The sequence below is a fragment of the Micropruina glycogenica genome (assembly GCF_900289045.1).
GTDB classification, from domain to species: Bacteria; Actinomycetota; Actinomycetes; order Propionibacteriales; family Propionibacteriaceae; genus Micropruina; species Micropruina glycogenica.
The window spans coordinates 2,674,084-2,694,820 of sequence record NZ_LT985188.1; the positions used below are offsets into that span (position 1 = coordinate 2,674,084).

Sequence of the window (20,737 nt, forward strand, 5' to 3'; positions counted from 1 at the left end):
GTAGCTGCCAGCCCCCGTCTTGTTCAGTCGCCTTCGGACGTTTGCGTCAGATCTGGATAGCGAGCCAGTTGCCAGCGGGCCTGGGAGAGTCGTTGCGTGATCGGCGCGGCGGCCCGGCCAAGTACCTGATCCACGGCAAGGTAACGCTCCAGCCAGCGCACCTGTGCCAGCAGCGACGCACGCTCCCTCGCGTAGGCGCGTCGGCAGGTCTGCGAGCAGAAGATTGGGGGACGACCACCACCGTCCGGCCATGAGCACGCGTTGGTGCAGAACGGGTTCATGCACGGCATGGAGTCTGTGCTTGGGTAGCTAGCCAGGACCTCAAGAAGGCGCTCGACCTCTGGGGCTTCACCAAGTCCCCCGAGAGCCTTATCTAGCTTTGGCTGCATCAGGAGCGCTTCACTTTCTGGCGGAGTGGTCAGGTCCGCTCTTCGTGACTTTGTCGGCGTGGCTGGCGGGCTGCAGATCCCCGTCTGTGTCGACTTACTAGCTGGTGAGGCTGACGTTGAGATCCTAGCTTGTGACGCTTTGCGAACCATGTCGCCAAGCATGCCCGATCGATCTGCGTTCAATTTCGGTACAGGCAACGACTAGGTGCTTTGGCGTGTCACTGCTTCCAGATGCAAGGTTGTCGCAGTCTGCGAAGACAACCGCTGGTGGCAAATAGCACGAAAAGATCGTCCTAGCCCGGGCTGCATCAGCGCGTGTCGCGTGGCGTCATAGATTCTGAATCTCAACGGAACGCTTGTCGTTGCCAACTCGTGGCCACTAATCTTCGAATCGAGTCATCCTCAACTGGCAACGCTGTCGGACGCAGACTTCCCCATGCATGAAGACGGCGCGACCCGCTGGAACGGGCCGCGCCTGATGAGGGTCTCTCCTTGCCGTGGTTAGCCAGAAAGGACGAGTCCTCGTGCATCACGATACCGATGCCGCGCGCCCAGATGAAGCGCGAAGCCCTGCAGTGTGGTTGTTCCGATTGGAAGGTGCCACGGTCCGCTGGGACTGGCGTAACGGGCCCCCTGACTTGATCCAGCTAGAGCCATGGCGGCGACCGAAGGCTCGTGCGATGTCGCGACACACGCCCACCCACGCCTACTCGCAAACCACCAAAACGCACCTCGCCGTGGAATCGGGCATCGAACGAGAACTCGTCGAAGAACTCGATGGTGATCCGCACGTGTCTTGGATGGTCACTCAGCCCCTCCAGCTCCAATTTCGAGAAGGACCGCAACCACGATTGCGTCACGTGCCCGATCTGCTGGTCGTCGAGGACGGCAGGGTGGTTCTGTGGGACGTCCGGCCGCTCGACAAGCAGAACGATGACTTTCAGCGCACGACCCAACTGACCCGCACGGCATGTGAGGAGGTGGAATGGGATTACCGCGTGTTCGCGGGCCACCCACCGATCAGTCGGATCAACCACCTCTGGATCTCGGCATATCGGATCCCATCCCTGCACATCTCTGCCTACACCGACTTGATCAAGAACGGTTGCCAGGACGGCACCATCCGCACCGTGGGCGACGTGGCGGCGCGCGACTCTGGCTACGGACAACTAACGAGCGCCATGTGGCATCTCATTTGGTGCCGGCGACTGGCCTGCAATCTGGACGCTCCCATCACGCCCCTCACCGCCCTGACCTGGCAGGCATAAGGGCCGATGCACACCGTTTCTCTCACTGTCGGCGCCATGGTTCTGCACCCACTCGGCCTGTCCAAAGTTCTTCACCTTCAACGGGGCGGCATCGATCTCCAAACGCCCGCCGGGGTGCAATTCGTTCCCTACGCGTCCCTTGAGGTGCGAGGCTTCACCGACGACAGCGTGCAAGCCGAGCACACAGCAATCAGTCCTTGGTGGTTTGCGCTCAGCAACGACACGAGACGGCAGGCCCTGGATCGGCTAGCCATCGTGCAAGAGATTCTGACCGGCTACCGATACGGCTGGCCCTCCGAAGACAACCCCGGGGAGCCGTTCCATCCCTTCGGACCCGGATTCAATGCCTCCCTGCGTCAACGAGCCATCGCGATGGAACGACGACTCGCCGGCACACAAGACTCATCCAACGGCGGATCCTCGCCCGCTGTCGGCTTCAGCACCATCAAGCGCTGGATCACGCTCTACGAACAGGCCGGCCTCAGAGCATTGGTCGACGGCCGCAGCGCTCGCGACCGGAAAGACTTCTCTGACCTGGACAGCCGATTCCGCCAGATCGTGGAAGACGTGATCTCGCCCTTCGATGGCACGGCAAGCGCAGTGAACGTGGCGGAACTGCAACGTCGCGTTTGGCTCGGAATGAAGGAAGGGGGGCTGTCGCGCGACATCGTCCCGGAGCGCATGAGCGCCGAGTACGTGTCGTGGCGCTACAGCGTCTGCGGGTCACGACCAAGGGCGCACCGCTCAGCCAAAGTGCGGAAGAGGTCTGCTCATCAGCCGAGCCCCATCGTGCATCCATCGCACGTATCCATGGACACAACCCGCGCCGACAACCTGGTCCACGACGAACTCCGCCAGACAAGCTACTCAGTCGAGATCACCGTCATCATCTCCGTGGCCACACGTGTCGTGCTCGCCTTGCGGGTCACCCCCCGATCGGTCAACAGCATCGAGGCTGGCTTGTGCCTCTACGACGCCATGCGCCCCTTCTCGCTGAAAGTGGAAGGCACGAATGTCGACGACTGGCGCTGGGCCGGAGTGCCGCGCTCACTTGAGTCACCGCTGTTCCCACCCCGCCGCGAAGTCACCCACGAATCGACGACGCTGCAAGGCCTTCACCACATCCCCGGCATCCGACCATCATCGTTCCGAACCGACCACGGGGCTGCATTCATGGCCGGCCACTTCATGGGGCTCCTGCGGGACTTCGGCATCAGCCTGTGGCCCTCCCGCGTCGGAGCCAGCACAGACAACGCCCACATCGAACGATTCTGGGAAACCATCCAACGCGCCCTGCAACAGATTCCCGGCTACAAGGGCCGCAACACCAGCCAACGGGGCCGGCGCATCGTCGTCGCCGATCAACCGCTGATGACCGCACACGAACTCGAGACGTACCTTCGGCGGTTCGTCGCCTTGGACTATCACCGCGCGCCCCACGACGGGCTGAAAATCGGCGGACTGGAGAGCCAACGCATCACTCCATTGGAGTACTTCGACTTCGCGATGGAAGCATGCGGCGACATCACCGTCCCCCAACACCCAGACCTGATCTACGAGTTCCTGCCCATACGGTGGCTCACCATCGGTCACGCAGGCACCGAGTACAAGGGCCTCAGCTACGACTCCGATGCCCTCGACGCCTACCGCCACGTCCGGCGTGGCACATTCAGAGCCGACGACACCGCCGCACCCTTCATGTACGACCCCCGCGACTGCACCAGGCTCTGGTTCCGCGACCCGGAAAGCGGCAGAGTCACCGAAATCCCGTCACGACACCAACACCTGCTCACCATGCCGCTCACGCAACGCATCCGAGACAAGGCCGTCGACGCGATCGCCGCACGCGGCGGAAACAGTCGACTACGCCGCCAGACCAGCACACAGCAGATCATCGACGAACTCGGTTCGCTCTACCAGGCGCCGCCAGCCAAGGAGTGGAACGCAACCATGACCGCCGAACGGCTGCGATTCGAAACCGCCCAACGAGACCACGCCGAAGCGGCCGAGGCGTGGAAGCGGGTAAGCAAGGCAACGCGTCGAACCAGCACACCGACCATGGCCGCGAAGTCCACCGACAGCTGGATCGATGACGCATGGCCCGACCTTGAGGGCAAGTGATGGATGCGTTGACGTGGCACAACCTGCTCTCCACTCCAACAGAGAAGCGGCCACCCAAGCCTGCTGGGCAGCCACCGATGCGAGCCGTGGACGCCTCCAACCATCCCGAGTCGGTGGCGGCCTGGTTCGCCTCGCAATGGTTCACCAGCCCCTTGGTCGATGGCGCTGTCGACTCGCTCATGGGCCGCATCAGTGTCAACAGCCAGGGCCTCATCGGCGCCAAGGAGATCCTGGCAGTCGACGGCCCCTACGGCGTCGGGAAGACCAGCCTGATCTTCGACCTGTCCCGCCGCCTGTACCCAGGGTTCGTTGCCAAGGCCCGGCCAGGAGCTGTTCCGACCTGGACACCGATCCCCGGCGTCACCCATGACCGGGTGCCGATCATGTGGGTCCAACTACAGGCCTTCGCAAGCCTGAAAGTGCTGTACGGCTCGATCCTGGACTTCCTCCGCTTCCCCGTGCACGGCACCGGCGGCATCCTGGCTTCCCGCGTGTTCCGAGCACTGGACCGGTTCGATGTGCGGCTGCTGATCCTCGACGACGTGCACAAGCTCCGCGAATCCCAGCAGGCCTCCCGCGACATCATCGACGCTCTGCACACGCTGAACACCAACGTCGGCGAGCGTGGCGGCACCCTGTGCCTGGTCGGCAGCGACATGACCCAACGCACCCTGCTGCACCACCCGCAGATCGACAGCCGGCTGAAGACGTTCCACCTCGACCCGTTCGAGATCACCACCGACGACGGCAAACGCGACTGGCAACGGTTCCTGCGCGACGTGGAGAACCTCTGCCGACCGTTCCTGCCCGACCACGAAACGGGATTCCTCTACCGGACCTTGCCCGCCTACCTATACGCCCGCACCCAGGGCCACATGCAGGACATCCAACAACTCCTCAAGGAGGGGTTCCGCCGCGCGATCACCGCCCAGCAATCGATGGATCGTGACCTGCTCGACACGGTGCCGCTCAGCGAACGCGCCAGCCGCGCCGAAGCGCTCCTGCGAACCCCCCAACGGCAGCCCACCAAACGCAAGAGCAGGACGGCCTCGTGATCGACCACCTACCGGCCCGCGTCGAACCCGTCCCCGACGAAACCCTTGACTCATGGCTGGAACGCCTCGCCACCGCCAACACCCTGCCCGTTCGGCTCCTGCTGCCCCCAGAACTGTCGACCACACAGCTGGCGCAACTCCTACGGCGCAAACCCGCTGACCTCCATCAGATGACCCGGGCCGGCTACCACCGCAGCGTCGTCGGACGCCCCCACCAACGCACCCTCACCTGGCGGACCGACCAGCACCAATGGATCTGCCCCCGCTGCTGCACCGCACCAACAGACCCACGCCTACTGCCCTGGCAACTGGCCCTCCACCCGCTGTGCCGTGCCTGCGGATGCTTCCTGGTGCAGTCCACACACGACGTCTCGGCGGTGGTAGAGGCTCATCCCGCGATGATCGACCTCGTCACCATGCTGATGGGACTCACGCAGACGGCGTGGACCAACAAGAACCACGCGCAGCGGCTGCGCCGGCTGCGCCGCCTCACCAACCTCATAGCCCGAACACTCGACGAACAATGGCCACCCAGACAGCTCCCCCTGCCCGCCATCGACCCCCAATCGGCCCGGCTCTGGGGTCAACACACCGCCCCCGATCCCCTCATCGCCGCCACTCTGCTCGCCATCTGCGCACCGCTCGGCCCAACCCGATTGGATCGGCTCACCGAACAGGGCTGGAGCCGGCTCGGCGACAACCTCGACGTGCCGATCGGCTGGCTGCCGAAACGACCCTCCACCCTCCATGCGCCGCGGCGGCCGACCTATCCGACCCCGCCCGACCGGGCCCGGCTCAAGAACCTCCGCTTCGAACTGCACCGGCTCCAGCGCAGCTACGGCCTCGAAGCGAGGCACGTCCCGTCCACCCTGTACGTCGGCGCCGAATACCCGCTGCCCCACAGGATGGAGTGGAACGTCCGCGAGTTCGCAGCGGTCGCCCTGGTCATGCAACTGGCCGACCTCGACGCCGTTCGCGCCAGCCAGTACCTCGACCTGCCCTACCACCCAAGCCCCGCATTCGCCGACATCGAACTGGGCCGCCGCATCCGACCACAGCACGCCACGCTGCTGCGGATGGCCGCCCGCAAGCTCCTACGGGACGGACTCGTCGACTATCAGTACCGCCGCCGCACCCTCACCGCCCATCACCGCCTCGAACCAGGCGTGCTGCGCCGGCTACGACTACCAGAGCCCGCCGAGCCGCTTCCCGACCCCGAAACTCTCGCCCTCGACTGGCTATGGATCACCCTCACCCGCAGCACCCTCACCAGCAGCCGCTGGCCACTGCATTCCACCAGCACCGCCCTGCACTACGGCGAGTACGCACTGGACGGCGAGCAACGACTCATCCTGCTCGAACACGGCCACAGCCTGCTCCGCCTCACCCAGGACGACATCGCCCACGACCAGCAGCCCGCACCCGCCACACCTGACCTCAAGCAGGCGCAATGAGCCTCCCGGCGCGGATCAGCCCCACCGCAGGGCAGGCACTCGACTCCTACCTGGAGCAGGTCGCCGACGCCAACAACCTCACCAGCGCCGACCTGACCGCCATCATCCGGCGCCACTCCGGTCACCCAGTGCGCTACCTGACCCTCAGCCCCGACCCCGCCACCTTGCGGGCGATCACCGAGCTCACCGGCACATCCACCGAGCAGCTCGTCGCGATGACCCTGCCCGGCCTGCCCCGCCACGACGACTGGGACCTCGACCGGTTCGACCCGGCCCAACGCAACGGCTTCGTCCAGATCGGCAACCGTGGCTGGCTCCGCACCCGCGGCAGCCAACTATGCCCCGCCTGCCTCAGCGCCACGGGCAGCTGGCACCTCACCTGGCGCCTCCACACCGCCACCTGCTGCACCCAGCACGGCACCTACCTGGCCACCCACTGCCCCACCTGCCGGCGACCGTTCCGCGACCATTCCAGCGCCGTGCTACGACCCGCAGGCACCAGCCTCACCTGCGGCAACCCGACCGGGTCAGGACGGGCCGCCCGCTGCCGCCACGACCTCACCACCATCGCGGTCGACGCAGCGAGTGCCGCCGAACTCGCCCGCCAGCAACACCATGACAACGCCATCACCGGACGCACCGCGCGCATCTTCGGTGCCGAAACCGACGGCGCCGACTACCTGACCAGCAGCCGCAACCTCGCCGTCCTGCTCCTCCACCTCGCCCACCAAGCAGCCACCGACCACCACGCCGGCGGACTGCCCGACTGGGTCGACAGGGTGAGCGCGATGCCGCGGCAGGTGTGGGGCAAACGGCCACCCGACGACGTGCAGCTCCGCTCGCTCGTGCTGACCGAAGCCGACCAGATCCTGACCTCACCCGACCGTCACCGGGCTGCGGCCCGGTTCGCGCCCTGGCTGGAACTCGTCCCCCGAGGCCGCGAAGGTGCCATCGCCTGGTGCGAGGATCGTGCCCGCCTCACTCCATCGCTGCGCAGCCTGCTGAACACCGCCCAGAACCCGCGCCGGCGGCTCTCCCACCGAGTCGATCACGAACCCCCACTCATCGACCAAGCCCGGCACATGCCGCAACAGATCCCAGTCGCCCTGTACCGGGATCACCTCGGCGACATCCTGCAACTCCGATCCGACACCGGCCGCACCTTCGCCAGCCTCTGTCTCGCCCGCAGCCTGCCCGGCATCACCACCTGGACCTCCGCCGCCGAAAGCCTCGGGCTTGCCACCGCGCTCGGCGACCGCATCCCCGCACTGGCCAGCGCCGGCCTGCTCACCTCCGTCGATGAACTCCTCACCCGGCTCACCACACTCGCCGAGCAGCTCGAGCGGATCGACTACCGGGACCGCGAGCAGCAGGTACGTGAACTCGCGACCCGCACTGACTGGTTCGACACGTGGCGGCGTTACCGGCCCGGCACCCGACCCGAGTCACACAGGTACGCCATCACCTGGCTCTGGGAACAGCACACCCACGGACATCCCACCACGAACCCCGCCCCGCTGATCGACAACCGACAACGCACCACAGCCCGCAGCTTCGCCGACAGCCTCACCGGTCCCCAACAAGACGCCTTGCGAGGAGCCCTGCCGTGAACATCATCACCATCCGGACCACCGGGCCGGGCTCTCTACGAGCCCGCCAATACATGGCCGCCAACCTCGTCGGATGGATGGAAACAGCCAACTGCCGCAACCTCGGCTGGCTGTGGAACGCAGCCGAAGACCACCAAGCCCACAACGCCGGCGACCCAGACAGTCAGCACGCCGCTCAAGCAGCCCTCGAGATCTGCATCGGCTGCCCAGCCTTCTCCCAATGCCGCACCTGGGCCACCTACGACCAGTACAGCGGCCTCGCAAGCGGGCAGTACTGGACCAATGGCCGGCCCAGCGGCGAACGCCCCGCACCGCCGATAGCACCAGCAACCCCCAGACTGAGCAACAGCCGCCTCCTGCGCCGACCAGTCCACGCCGCCAGCCGACCCACCGACTCCGAAGACGCCGGTGACACAGGTCGGCCGGCCGGAGCGGCCGAGGACGAGATCATCGCGGCCTATTTCCTCATTCCAGTCCGCACCAAGCTCCCCCTCGCCTCCGATGCCTCCTACGCCTTCCTCGACGACGTCGGTCACCTTGAATACGTGCTTGCGCGACGCGCGGACCCTGCACTCGACATCGACCAACTGCGGAGCCGAAGCGTCCGTCGCGAAGCATCGCTGTGGATCCACCGCTTTGCAACCAAGAAGAACCATTGGAAGACCGTGGTCACGACCGCTCTGCCCTGGCTACCCACCGCGGCGATCGAAGCCCTTCCCACCACCAACACCCAAGTCGCCTGCGTCATCGAAGCCTGCGTTCTCGTGGAGACCGAAAGCCTCTGGCCGACGGCGCCCGAGATCCTCACGGCGCTCAACCACGCGATCGACTGCGTCCGGCAACTGCAATCGCTGGCGGCACGAACAGCGGGCCGACACGTAGCCCGACTCACCCGCGCGTCGCTACCCCAGTGGATCGGCGTCGCCGTGACGAAACTCCACGGCTACGGGCCGCCCGCCGCCGGCCATTTCTGGCTCTTGAACACCCGCACCTGCGAGGGAGCCGGATCTCTCGACCCACTAGGGCGACCAAACTGAACCGCCCCGGGCCGTGCACCGTCACCCGTGAAGGGATGTTGAGGAACGAGTTAATCCGCGTGTGTCCGGTCGAGAACCCAGCGGCGGTCCATCGCTTCGCCAGCGAACCGTGCAGCATGATCCACGACCTCGGCGAAATCTGGCATCGGACTCCCCTCGGCCAGGGCGGCGTCAATCTTCGCCAAGAGGACCGGCCACAGCGCCTCAGCCAGTGCTGTCTTGGACAGTGGTTGCATACCCTTCTTCAGGCTCCGCCCGGCCGCACGCGCGCCTGCGACATGCTCAACGGCATCTCGTCCGGTACGCAAATGCCGATGCGGTAAATGCTGCATCGCTTGGGCAATCTCGTTGTCATCAAAGAGTTCGAACTCCAACGGAGCGCTCCACACTTGCGTCTCGACGAGCCAATCGAGCGACTCCTCTGCAATGTCGCGCGGCTAACGCTTGGATCCAGATCGCTCATGGCGGGCCTCCGTGCGCTGCCCTGCCACCATCGGATCAGCTCCTCATCCAAACGAAATGTCAGGACGGGATAATGGGGCATCGACCACTCACGGATTACACAAACCGGGATCAGGGGCAGTTGGCCTGCACGGCCGCCTGCCGGTTGCGTTCAAAGTCGGCTGCCGTCATTACCCCGGAAACCCAAAGAACCGAACCGTCAGGAACATCACTTAGCACACCAACCAGAGCAACGTTCACAGCTTCGGGGTCAAATCCCGCAAGCACTCGATACTCAGCCCCCTCTCGAGGACGCGAAAGGGCGCCTACAACAGCGTACCCCTTCAAAGCTGCAGCCATCAATTCAATTCGGCTGGACTGGGGCCCATCGACTCCGACCCTTGCGCTCCACTCATCAGTGTCAGCGTCTGTGCGCTGAATTCTGGCGTAGTAGAACTCTTGGCCTTGACAAAGGGATATTAATTCGAACAAGTCGCCCGTACGCAAAATATATGCCTTACCTCTAGGCGCCTGGCAACCCGAGACGCATGTTGCCAGCGCTAGGATCATAAGCATGAACGCTATCGCTCTATTCAACAATTGTAGCCTCCGTCACTCAATCCTGCGAAGATCTCAAAGACGTTGGAGCAACCAGCATCGATTCCGAGGCGCTCATCCCTCTTGCTACCGGAGATCTCTGCGGCTGTGTAAAGGAATGCAAAAGAAGCCCCGAAGATTTCCCATTGCTGTCGGTGGCGATCTTCATGTCTCATGAGTTTTTCGTATTCAGTGGTTCCTAGAATCTTTCGATAGTCCGCATTGGTCCAGAAAGTGTTGCCTAAAGTTGCTCCTCCGCTTCTTTGGTTATCGTTTAGCCACCAGGCTCCCCCTATGCATACGTTCATCGAGCCCTCCCTTGTGCATGTACCACCAGCCGTTTGCGCGACCAGCTTCGTTACCTCACCGATGAAGTTCGATTGATCGAACGGTAAGACAGGGACCCTAGGAACGGGTGGAGGCGTCTTCTTCCGCGGCTCCGGCTTGGTCGAAGACTTGCGCGAGACATAGGGGTTCTTTCCACGGAAGGCAGCCTTTGGTCGTGCCAGGTATCCCCATCGCTTGTAGCGTTTGGGGGTTCTGGCTGGCCATTTGCCGCTGAGTCTCTTGACTTCGCGCGCGTGGACGGCTGGGTCGAATCGGCGTCGGTCCCAGTCGCAGCTGTCGATGCAGGCGAGTTCGCCGGTGGGGTCGCTCAATGTGACTGGGGTGTTTTGGCTGTAAGTGTAGGGGTTCCATTGAAGCGGGTCGGTCGTGTTTTGGACGGGGTCGACGGTGGTGAAGCGTTGGAGCTGCGGGTCGTAGTCGCGGGCTCCGATGTGGATGAGTCCGGTGGTGTCGTTGCTGCCGCCGACGAACCCGCGTTTGCCAGTCCAGGTGGTGGGTGCGGTTCCGCGACTTGTTCCGTAGGGGTTTTGCCAGCTGGCTTGGACGTTGCTGTCGCTGTTGCGGATTTGGTGGTGGGGGGTGTTTTGGTGGTCGGTGATGATGCTGACGAGTTTGTCGGGGGTGTTGCCGGTGCGGACGGCGACGGTGGTTCCTTGGTGGGTGTAGTAGCGGCTGGCTGTGGTGGCGCTGGTGGCGGTGTCGTAGGTGAGTTCGGTGCCGGCGACGGTGAGGGTCGTTTGGGTGCCTTCTTGGTTGATGATGCGGTTGCCGGTGGGGTCGTAGACCATGACGGCGTTGGTGGTGGCACCGGTGGCGACTTTGGTGAGTTTGCCTTCGTCGTCGTAGGTCAGGGTTTGAGTGGCGCCGGTTGGGCCGGGCCTGGTGAGGGTGTTTCCGGCGGCGTCGTAGGTGTAGGTGCGGGTGGCTGCTCCGGTGCCGGTGGTGACGGTTTGGGTGACGCTGTGTGGTCGTACGGCGGTGGCACTGTTGGCGGGGTAGGTGTAGGTGGTGGTGGCTGTCGTGGTGGCTGTTTTGTCGGTTCGGCTGCTGGTTTTGCCAATGGTGTCGGTGGTCCAGGTGGACCAGTAGGGCGCTGGCCCGTTGCCGAGGGTTGTTTGGGTGGGGGTGGTGGCGCAGGTGCCGGTGTCGGGGGTGGTCCAGGCTGCTTTGAGTTGTCGTTGGGTGTCGTAGCTGAAGCATTGGTTGTCGATGATGCCGCCGACGAGGCTGGATTTGATGTTGGTGATGTTTCCGGCGGGGTCGTAGGTGTAGTCGGCTTGGTCGATGAGTCCGGCTTGGACTTGGGTGACGCTGCGGATGGAGGTGAGTCGTCCGCTGGCCTGGTCGTGGTAGTACTGGGCGGCGATGATGTTGCCGGGGACGGATCCCATGTTGATGCCGGCGAGGTCGTTGGTTTGGTAGTAGCCGGTGGCGACGACGTAGGTGGCGGCGCCGGTGAGCGAGTAGGGCGCTCCGTAGGTGTTGTAGCCGTGGGTGAGGGTTTCGGCGGCGACGGGTCCGGTGGCGGGTAGTCCGGTGGTGGCGGGTTGGCCGTCGGGGCCGAAGGTGTTGGTGATGGTGTAGTCGCCGGCGAGTTGGGTCGGGACCAGGTTGGTGATGGCGGGTAGGTGCAGGGTGGTGCTGGTGGCGCGTCCGGCGCTGTCGTAGCTGTCGATGCTGGTCTGGATGGCGACTGGTGTGCCTGTTGTCGGGTCTGTGACGTAGCGGGTGTTGCTGGCGGGGCGGCCTGTGGCGGGGTCGAAGGTGGCGGCGGTGAAGGTGCTGGTGCCGGCCAGGTTGGTGGTTTGGGTGACCCGGTCGAGGGCGTCGTAGGTGTAGGCGACGCCCAGGTTGCGGGCGTCTTTGACGGTGAGTGGCTGGTTGACGGCGTTGTAGGTGCTGGTGGTGGTGCCCTTGTCGGGGTCTTTGGCGGTGAGTTGGTTGCCTTGCAGGTCGTAGGTGTAGCTCCACTTGTTGCCCTTGGGGTCGGTCATTGTGGCGATGGCGCCGGCGGGGGTGTAGGTGTAGCTGGTGATCGAGTCGGCGGCCAGGTGCTGGGTGAGTTTGGTGGTGCGGCCCTGGATGTCGGTGGTGGTCGTGGTGGGGGTTCCGCCTGTGGGTGGGGTGACCTTGACGGTGTTGCCGCCGTAGACGGTGCTGGTTTGCCACAGCAGGGTGCTGCCGTCGTAGGTGGATTCGGTGAGTGGCCGGCCGGCGTAGTCGCGGACGGTGCGCACGTTGGGTTTCACATCGCCCCACACGTCGGCGGCGCGCAGGGTGGTGCCTGGGCTGACGTCGGCGATGTAGGAGTCGGTGAGCGCGACCAGGCCGCGGGAGTCGTAGAAGTTGTCGGCGACGATGATCCCGTTGCTGAGCGATTGGGTTTGGGTCTGGCGGGGCCGCAGCAGCGAGTCGAGTAGGTCGACGGAGGTGATGTAGCGCAGCCCGTTCATCGTTTGGGTGAGGGTGTTGGTGGTGATGGTGCTGACGCCGTTGACGTTCATGGTGTAGCTGTACGTGGCGGAGGCGGATTCGGTGCGTGGCCGTCCGGGTAGCCAGGTGGCGGTGACCCGGCCGAACGCGTCCCGGTCGGCTTCGGAGATTTCACCGGCGGCGCTGATGCTCTTGATCTGTTGGTTGCGGCGCGGGTCGGTGAACACGGTGCCGGTCAGCGGAACTGCTGGTCCGGTGCCGTCGGGGTCGGGGCTGGTGACCTCGGTTTTGGTCGGTGCCTTGATGGTGGCGGGGGTGTAGGTGGTGGTGGTGGTGCGGCCGAGTGCGTCGGTGACGCTGACCGGGCGGCCGTGCTGGTCGAAGCTGGTGGTGGTTTCGGTGCGCCAGGTGCGGGTCGATGAGCCGGTGAGGACCTGGCTGCCGGTTTCGAAGCCGGGCCCGGTGACGCCGCCGCTGCTGGTGGCACCGTCGTAGAGGCTCTTTTCCCAGCTGATCACGCTCGCTGTGGCGAGTGTGGTGGAGCACACGTTCGGCATGACCGATTCTTCGGCGACCAGGTCGATGGCGGTTGCGGTGCCGGTGGGGGTGGCGTAGGTGGTGCGGGTGCAGGTTTCGTCGCCGGTGACGGCGCTGTCGCCGCTGTCTTCGACCTGGGTCGGCTGTCCCCACGAGTCGCGGGCCTTCACCGTGGTGGTTCGGGTGCGGGAACCCGACGCCAGATACTGGGTGGTTTTGGTGGTCTTGATGTCGGTTTGGGCGACTTGGGTGAGTCCGTCGGTGGCGCCGCTCACGTTGGTACTGGCCGGGTCGTAGATGGTGCTCGAGTCGGCCGAGCCACCGACACTCTTCAGGACGCGGCTTTCCCGTAGTTGTCCGGTGTAGCTGCCGGTGTCGTTGACCTTCGTGCCGGCACTGTCGGTGATGGTGTCGGTCTTGGTGGTGCTGCCCGACTCGGTCTTCCGGTCGCCGTACATGCCCCGGTACCACGTCTTCTCCGTCACCGACTGGGGCGCGCCCGATTTGCCGACGGCGGTGACCACTTTCTGGTAGCCGCGCCAACTGTTCCAGGTGCCTTTCGCTCCGGGTTCGAGGATGGTGTCGTCCCAATGCCAGGCGGCCGAGCCGACGTAGGTGTAGCTGGTGAGGCGGGTGGTGGACAGGTCCAGCCCGGTCAGGTTCGGCATGGCGGTGAAGTCGGTGGAGATGTCTTTCTCCTCGACCTGGGTGACGACGTACTTGCTGAACCAGTTGACTGCCGGTGTGTCGCCCGGGGTGGCGCTGTAGTAGTTCGGGAAACAGCGGGTCGTGTTGGTGGCGGCACTGGCCGGCAGCGTGGTCGGGGTGCAGCCACCGTCGGAATAGGTGACGGTGGTGACCGCGCCGGCCTCGCTGAAGATGCGGGCCAGCCTGGGGCGCAGCATGCCGTAGGTGCCGGACGGTCCGTCGATCCGGTTGTGTTTGAACACCGGCTCGAGAGTGACGCTGGGCAGGGTGAGGGTGGCAGCCGTGGCAGGACCGGTATGCCCGGTTTGGGTGATGGTGGTGGGCCACAAGGTGGCGGCCGAGTTGGCGTCGCCGGAGTCGGGGAAGCCGGTGCCGATCGCCCAACTGTCGACCTTGTCGTAGCCGTTGTCGGCCTGGTGTTGCACCCAGGTGGTGATGTCGGTGAGCTTCTTGCGGGTGAAGAAGGTGGGGGCGTTCTTGATCGAGGGGCAGAACTCGTCGCTGCACACCGCGTCCATCGGCACATCGGGCCAGGCGGCCATCGTGGCGGTGGTGGGTGTTGCGGTGGCACAGTCGGCGCTGATTGCCGGGTCGCACCGTTCGGCCGTGCTGAACGTCACCTTCGCGGCCGGATTGTTGGCTTCCTGGCCTTTGCGTTCGCCGTAGAAGATGCCGGTGAGGGTGGCGGCCCGGTCGTAGCTGGCCGGGGTCGCACCGGCGCGGTTGTAGCGGTTGGTTTCCTTGTCGTAGTAGAACGTCATGGTGTCGCCGGTGGTGGCCACGACATAGTCGAGGTTCCACCGGTACGGCTGGGTGGTGAACGACGACGCGAAAGCGCCTGCGGTGTAGCCGGGCTCGCCGCTGTGGTTGCCGGCGACCGGCACCTTCAGTACCGAGTTGGTGGCCGGAGCATCGGCGCCGTCGGCTTTGCCCTTGCCGAAGAAGTACTGGGTTCCGTCGGGGGTGGTGACCTTCCACGATTCGTTCCCGCCCGCGATCGTGCCGATCTTTTCGACCCTGGTGCCGTCGTCGTCCTGCAGCCGCCACGCTGTCGTGTTCCCGACCCTGATTAGGGCACCGCTATGTCCTTGCAGGCTGAGGACCGCGTTGTCGTACTTGGCGTTGTTCGTGCGCGCCGATTCGGTGTTCCAACACAGGTCCTCGTTGCCGGCGGGTTGGTTGCCGCCCGGCTTCGGGGTCGTCTCCAACCCGCAGGTGACGAACTTGCGTTCGATGAAGCCGACCGGCAGGTCGAAGCCCTCACCCAGCCACGACGCCTGGTTGTTCGTTGTCGAGACCGCACCATCGGTGGCCCCGGAGCTGTACCCGATCGCCAAGTCCGGCGACAACGACCCGGCCACGTCGGGGGTCGCGATCGGGTAGCTCCAACTGAACGTGCCCGACGACCCGCCCGCTTCCCAGCTCGATGACGGCTTCAACGACGTCGCCCCGAAGCTGCCCTGATCACTCGACGCGCCAGCCGCCAACGCCATCACCGCAACACCGGACGAGTCAGTCGAAACCCGGCCCTTCACCGCCGAACCGTCAGTCTCTGCACCGGTAACCCGGCTGCCGGCCCGGCACGGTTGAGGCGTCGGATCGTTCAGGTCACACCCGGCCAGCTTCACCAGACGAAGCCGACCAGCGAAATCGCCACCCGCCAAACCCGAGATCTGCGAGGTGTCCACTGTGACATCGAGGGTGCTGTCTGGTTCTGCCGCGACCGTGAACACCATGCCTGACCCGATCATGGAATCGCTGCGGGCACGATCCAGAACCGACACCGTTACCTGACCCGGATCCTCTGCCTTCACTCGTGCCACCGAGATCGGGGTTCCGGTGGCACGGCCACGGCTACCGACCTTCGGTAGGGTCGCAACAGGCGCGTCCTTCACCGCGGTAGGCCACGTCACCTTCGACGGCCGAACGTTCGTCACACCCTTGGTGGTGGCGCTGCCCGGCTTCACCTTCTTGGTCGCCGCAAACTTGAACTGCGGAGTGTCCGGAGCCTCCCACGGATCCGCGACAGCGTCAGGGGCAACCGCCACCAAACAGGCGCCCACCATGCCGAGGCTGGCCAGGGCCGCCACGGACCGACCGAACACACCCACCGAGCGGGCGACGTGGTTGGAGCCGTTCATGGTTCATCTCCTCAGATCAACGTGACAACGGCGTTAGCGGACCAGGGTCCGTCCAGGCCAGAGGGCGACACGGCCTTGACTCTGATCGTCACGCTCGTCACACAGCCAGGCACGGTCACCTGTGCAGTCGAGGTGAGCGTTTCGCCGCTCCCGGTGGGGCCGTTGAAGCAGGTCGCTTCCCACACGTACTTCGCGACACTCGAGGCATTCGTCATGGTGATGGTGATTGGCATGGCCGACGCCGAAGGAGCTGCCAGGGTGGTTGCGCCTGGCCGGATCTTGACGTCGAACGTCATCGACGACACCGCAGACGTGAGGTTGTTGGTCGACTTCTTCGTGGACACATCCAGCCGGTAGGAGTGGTTGTCGACCAGCTTCGACGCCTCAGGGATTTGGATATCCACGGTTGATCCGGGTGTGACCGGGCCGGAAGTGGCCTGCCAGACCACCGCTGATGTGGCCACATCGACCACGGTGAACGAGGCCGTCAAGCATTGGGTAGTCTCTGGGCAGATTGGCTGAGCATCTTGTGGCCCTGTGGGCAATGCCACGGTTGCGTGAAGGTGAGGGGTGCCGGTGTCGACGCTTCCCGAGGAAAGCCAGGTGCCTCCCGCTAGTGCGACAGCAAGTTCAGTCGGTGCGGCACCCGGTGTTTGATCGGACCAGAACGAGAACGACTTCGACGTTGTGGAACCGGTGAGGCTCTCCTCAGCCTCGACGATCACCGTGTAGGCGTTGCCGTCCTTGAGGCCAGACACTGGTGTCGGCAGTGACAAAGTCGAGGCCGTTGTCGACACCCACGCGGTTGGGAAACCACTCAACACAGCCCCACCAGGCCCCTTAACCGTCACCCGGCCCTTCAGGCACGACGCACCGCCGCAACTGATACCCGACCGCAGCGAAACACCCGCGTTCAACGTGAGTGACGAAGCAGTCGACACCCACGGCGGACCAGCTAACGAACCAGGAATCGTCAACGTCGGATCGGCGACCGCTGGCAGATACTCCAAAGTCAGCGAGGGTCCGGGATCGTTGTCGTAGTGGCGCCACCCATTCTTGTCCGACTCATCGGAGGAATAGATGCCGATCGTTGCGGTGGTGCGCGTGTTGTAGGAGGAGTTGTCACGCTCCGCCTTCATCATCGACGTGATCGTCCAGCTCTGCCACTGCGCAGGGCAGCCCTGGCTTTGGCTTCCAACTGCGAAATCGTCCGAGACGGGGCTGTGCACGTGCGAACCCGGCCCCGGCCAGGTCGTGTCGGCATTGATCGTGTTGTACAGCTTGACCCGCACCGAAGGCCCGAAATCGTTGTCATTGCAGTCGTACTGCGGAGAGTGAAGCTGCCGATACTTGAACACCGCACTGGTGATCTGACTACCAGCCTTCACCGCCTGCGCCCCGCCAGTGGTGAGTGGCCACCGAAACTGATAGAACATCCGCGCCTTGTAATAGCCGTAGTCCGGGTCGTACGTCCAGCCGTTATAACCGACCTTCCCATCCTTCGACATGTCGTTGACCTGACGGAAATCCTCCGAGACCCGCACCACATACGACCGCGTCATCGACGCCGAAGGATCGATGATCACCGGATACACGGTTGACGGATCATCCAAGAACGACGCATCCGCTGTTGCGATCAACTTGCCAGGCACAGTCTGCAATCCGACCGTTCTCGAGCGAGCCTTTGCTCCTTCAACAACCCGATCTGCCCCAACCAACCCAGCAGACTGCCCCGACGAGTCCCACATCCGAGCCTGAGGCACGATCAGCCGCTCAGCACCTGCACCATCAAGCAGCACACGCCCGCCATCCGCGGTCTGCTTCATCGACAACCCCGAACTCGCCGCTACGGAAAACTCGGCGGCACGGACCTTCGGGTTCTTGCCCGCAGCGGCCGTCTTGACCACCAAGTACGTCTCGGCGCCCTCGACATCAGCACGCACTACCAGGTCCACCCCGGGAAACACTTCCGCGTAGGTGGCGCTCGCCCCATCCACAGTCGGCGTCGGCAAGGCAGTGGGCCAACCAAACGTGACACTCGCCGACCCGTCACCCACGGACAGCAACGGCCCCGTGCCGCCACCCGAAACAGCGATCTGTGCAGCAACCGCCTCAGGACGCAGCACGCCATCAACACCCCGGGTCAACGTGGTGGACGGAGTGCGCCACCCAGACTTGCCATCAGGCACCCGCACCACCGATGCCGAAATGTCGGCAACCAGCCTGCCCGTTGACGGGTCGGCCGTCACCAACGTCCACTCGTCAGTCAACGCCGTCGCGACAACGGGCGTCCCGGATGCCCTCGCCTGCCTGATCGCCTCCGCCTCGTCGATGACTGCGCTGTCAACCCTGGGCGTGGGTGTTGGTGTCGGATCCGCCACGGCACTACTGGCATTGACGCAGCTAAACGTCAGCGCCAGACACGACACGGCAACAGCAACGCGAACATGAATGGACATGGCAAAGATCCCCCCGCAAACCCCGATTGATAATGTGTTCCCTGGCGTTCTGATGGCTGGCTAGCAGCCGGGCCAGAACGGGAACAGGTCACACACGCCGTCGCTGACGGGCTGACTGGCCGAATGGCTACTGGGTACTGGCGCGACGATGACTGCGCCGGCAGTGGTGAACGCGATAGCGATCAATACCGATCGGATAACACGCGGAACCGTGAAGACTTTCCCCCGAGAGCTATGCATGGCGCAATGCTGTGGCCCGGCCAAGCCCGCGCGGAAGCGCACGCGGCAAGAATTGTCCAGGTGGACAGGCGATTCGCCACCGCCGACTGTCCAGGTGGACAACCCTCACCCTGCAGGACCCACCAACCAGCTACCGTGCGAACCATCGTGATGTAGGAAGGCGGGACGGTGCGGTTCCTCAATAGCAACTGGGTCGAAGCCGTGCTCGCCACAATGCTTGCCAGCCTCGCGATCATCCTGGATCTCCGCGGCGGACACGTCGTCACCGTCGCCCTCGACATCGCCGCCTGCGCAGCTGCCGCCGCCACAGCCAGATGGGCCCGGGCCGGGTCGGCCGCACTGGCACTCATACTCGCGGTCTACTTCGTCATCCCACGAGAATGGGTGACGATGGGCGAGTACGCACCCCTGATTCCCATCCTCGGCACCGGAATGAGGGGCAACAAGCAGCTCCGTGCCGTGATCAGCGCCGCATTCCTCACGATGCTCACCGCCCTTCAGTATCACGACTACCCAGAACGTGGCACGTTGTTCCTCTTCGCCGGCCTTGTCTGGGCCGCGCTCATCGCCGCCTGCTGGCTGATCGGCGACCTGTTCAGTGCGCTGCGCCGCAACCACGCGGCCACGCAACGCGCTGCTCTAACCGAGCAACGCCTGACCCTTGCTCGCGACCTGCACGACACCATCGCCCGCAGTATCACCCGACTCTCCCTCACCGCCCGCCTCGCACGCGGCAGCGGCAATCCTGCCGACCTGGACGACGTCATCGACCACATTCACGACCTCGGCAACGAACTACGTTGGGTGATGAGCGTGCTACACGACCCCAGCCAAACCCGACCAGCTGAGGCGACAGGAAGCCTGCAGAACACCATCGCCGCACTCCAGGCTGATCTCACCAAACACGGATTCCCCACCACCGTCACGGTTGAGGGCACCGGTCCCGACAGCATCCCCGAACCCATCCAGTACGCGCTCAACGACGTGCTCGCAGAGGCAGCCGCCAACATCGAGCGTCACGCCGTGCCCGGCAAGCCCTGCGCGCTACTCGGCGTCATCGACACCGAGCGGGCAGAGTTTGTGATCATCAACGAACACGACCCCAGTAAGGAAACCAGCGGCACTCGAATGGGACTGGAAGGGATGCGACGCCGCCTCGCCCCCTATTCTGGTGGGATCGAAACGCGACGGGAGAATCCACGATGGACGCTGCACATCACGGTGCCCCTGCCGCCGGCAAGGTCCGGGTCATCATCATCGATGACGACCTCTACGTCCGAACCAGCCTAAGCAGCATCCTCAACAAGTCCCACCAAGTGACCTGCGTCGGCGCCTACGCGACAGGAGCACGGGCAATCGCAGGCCTGCCCACCGACCGACCCCAAGTCGCCCTCGTCGACATCAACATGCCCGACACCGACGGACCGGAAACTGCGCGCGTCCTACGCGAGGCCGCACCCAATGTTCAGATCCTGGCCCTCACCTCACTCGCCGACGAACGGGCCGCAGCCGCCATGATGGACGCCGGCGCCACCGGCTTCCTCGCCAAAGACCTCCCCACACCCGCCATGATCAGCGCCATCTGCGCCGCCGCCACCGGCCTCAACGTTCTCTCCGGACCTGCGACCCGGCTCATCGCCACCAGCCAATACCGCGACCGACCCCAACTCGACGACGCCGAACAACAACTCCTCGGCCTCGTCATGGACGGTCGCAGCAACAACGAAATCGCTGCGGCCATCCACCTCGCCGAATCAACCGTCAAATACCACCTCAACGGACTCATGACCAAGTTCCAAGTCCGCAACCGGATCAAACTCGCAGTCCGGGCCTCCGAACTCGGCTACCACTGAGTTCCGGACACAGTGGGCAAACTCGCCTGAGGATCTCTCAGACGCG

The 20,737-nt window shown here is 64.5% G+C and carries 12 protein-coding genes; 8 read left to right on the top strand and 4 right to left on the bottom strand.

Going from position 1 to position 20,737, the window contains the following annotated elements; all coding sequences use genetic code 11:
* Nucleotides 1–23: 23 nt before the first annotated feature.
* Nucleotides 24–281: a hypothetical protein gene (locus MPLG2_RS18530; RefSeq protein ID WP_158681149.1), complete on the bottom strand. Its 258-nt coding sequence runs from the start codon at nucleotides 279–281 to the stop codon at nucleotides 24–26.
* Between the two features lie 683 nt (nucleotides 282–964).
* Between MPLG2_RS18530 and MPLG2_RS12570 the strand changes: the two genes are divergently transcribed.
* From MPLG2_RS12570 to MPLG2_RS12595, 6 genes are all read left to right on the top strand, one after another.
* On the top strand, nucleotides 965–1,657 hold the full coding sequence (locus MPLG2_RS12570) for a TnsA-like heteromeric transposase endonuclease subunit (RefSeq protein WP_269459189.1): 693 nt from the start codon (nucleotides 965–967) through the stop codon (nucleotides 1,655–1,657).
* 36 nt (nucleotides 1,658–1,693) lie between these two features.
* A complete protein-coding gene (locus MPLG2_RS12575) occupies nucleotides 1,694–3,778 on the top strand; it encodes an integrase (protein ID WP_105186429.1) in 2,085 nt (694 codons plus the stop codon).
* 86 nt (nucleotides 3,779–3,864) lie between these two features.
* Nucleotides 3,865–4,833, top strand: coding sequence for a TniB family NTP-binding protein (locus MPLG2_RS12580; RefSeq protein ID WP_158681151.1), 969 nt, complete (start codon nucleotides 3,865–3,867; stop codon nucleotides 4,831–4,833).
* Complete coding sequence (locus tag MPLG2_RS12585) at nucleotides 4,830–6,287, top strand: TniQ family protein (protein ID WP_105186431.1); 1,458 nt, start codon at nucleotides 4,830–4,832, stop codon at nucleotides 6,285–6,287. Before MPLG2_RS12580 ends, MPLG2_RS12585 begins: the two co-directional genes overlap by 4 nt.
* Nucleotides 6,284–7,897, top strand: a complete 1,614-nt coding sequence (locus MPLG2_RS12590; RefSeq protein WP_105186432.1) for a TniQ family protein — start codon at nucleotides 6,284–6,286, stop codon at nucleotides 7,895–7,897. Before MPLG2_RS12585 ends, MPLG2_RS12590 begins: the two co-directional genes overlap by 4 nt.
* Nucleotides 7,894–8,934 carry a hypothetical protein gene (locus tag MPLG2_RS12595; RefSeq protein ID WP_158681153.1) on the top strand — a complete coding sequence of 347 codons (1,041 nt, stop codon included), beginning with the start codon at nucleotides 7,894–7,896 and terminating at the stop codon, nucleotides 8,932–8,934. Before MPLG2_RS12590 ends, MPLG2_RS12595 begins: the two co-directional genes overlap by 4 nt.
* Nucleotides 8,935–8,984: 50 nt before the next feature.
* Here MPLG2_RS12595 and MPLG2_RS12600 read toward each other — a convergent pair whose 3' ends face one another.
* The 3 genes from MPLG2_RS12600 to MPLG2_RS12610 form a co-directional block, all read right to left on the bottom strand.
* Nucleotides 8,985–9,308 (bottom strand): hypothetical protein, encoded by a 324-nt coding sequence (locus tag MPLG2_RS12600; protein ID WP_158681155.1) that lies wholly within the window; start codon nucleotides 9,306–9,308, stop codon nucleotides 8,985–8,987.
* A gap of 660 nt (nucleotides 9,309–9,968) precedes the next feature.
* The gene (locus MPLG2_RS19680; protein ID WP_158681156.1) at nucleotides 9,969–15,491 is read right to left on the bottom strand and encodes an RHS repeat-associated core domain-containing protein; all 5,523 of its coding nucleotides are present in this window, start codon (nucleotides 15,489–15,491) and stop codon (nucleotides 9,969–9,971) included.
* A 659-nt stretch (nucleotides 15,492–16,150) separates the two neighbouring features.
* On the bottom strand, nucleotides 16,151–18,598 hold the full coding sequence (locus tag MPLG2_RS12610; protein WP_158681157.1) for a hypothetical protein: 2,448 nt from the start codon (nucleotides 18,596–18,598) through the stop codon (nucleotides 16,151–16,153).
* 408 nt (nucleotides 18,599–19,006) lie between these two features.
* Between MPLG2_RS12610 and MPLG2_RS12615 the strand changes: the two genes are divergently transcribed.
* Both MPLG2_RS12615 and MPLG2_RS18535 read left to right on the top strand, forming a co-directional pair.
* The gene (locus MPLG2_RS12615; protein WP_158681158.1) at nucleotides 19,007–20,128 is read left to right on the top strand and encodes a sensor histidine kinase; all 1,122 of its coding nucleotides are present in this window, start codon (nucleotides 19,007–19,009) and stop codon (nucleotides 20,126–20,128) included.
* A complete protein-coding gene (locus tag MPLG2_RS18535) occupies nucleotides 20,041–20,691 on the top strand; it encodes a response regulator transcription factor (protein WP_158681160.1) in 651 nt (216 codons plus the stop codon). Before MPLG2_RS12615 ends, MPLG2_RS18535 begins: the two co-directional genes overlap by 88 nt.
* Nucleotides 20,692–20,737 lie beyond the last annotated feature (46 nt).

Bases quoted from the DNA above. Each gene is read 5' to 3' on its own strand.
- MPLG2_RS12590 (WP_105186432.1), top strand. From the start codon at position 6,284: ATGAGCCTCCCGGCGCGGATCAGCCCCACCGCAGGGCAGGCACTCGAC.
- MPLG2_RS12610 (WP_158681157.1), bottom strand. From the start codon at position 18,598: ATGTCCATTCATGTTCGCGTTGCTGTTGCCGTGTCGTGTCTGGCGCTG.
- MPLG2_RS12575 (WP_105186429.1), top strand. From the start codon at position 1,694: ATGGTTCTGCACCCACTCGGCCTGTCCAAAGTTCTTCACCTTCAACGG.
- MPLG2_RS19680 (WP_158681156.1), bottom strand. From the start codon at position 15,491: ATGGCGTTGGCGGCTGGCGCGTCGAGTGATCAGGGCAGCTTCGGGGCG.
- MPLG2_RS18535 (WP_158681160.1), top strand. From the start codon at position 20,041: ATGGACGCTGCACATCACGGTGCCCCTGCCGCCGGCAAGGTCCGGGTC.
- MPLG2_RS18530 (WP_158681149.1), bottom strand. From the start codon at position 281: ATGAACCCGTTCTGCACCAACGCGTGCTCATGGCCGGACGGTGGTGGT.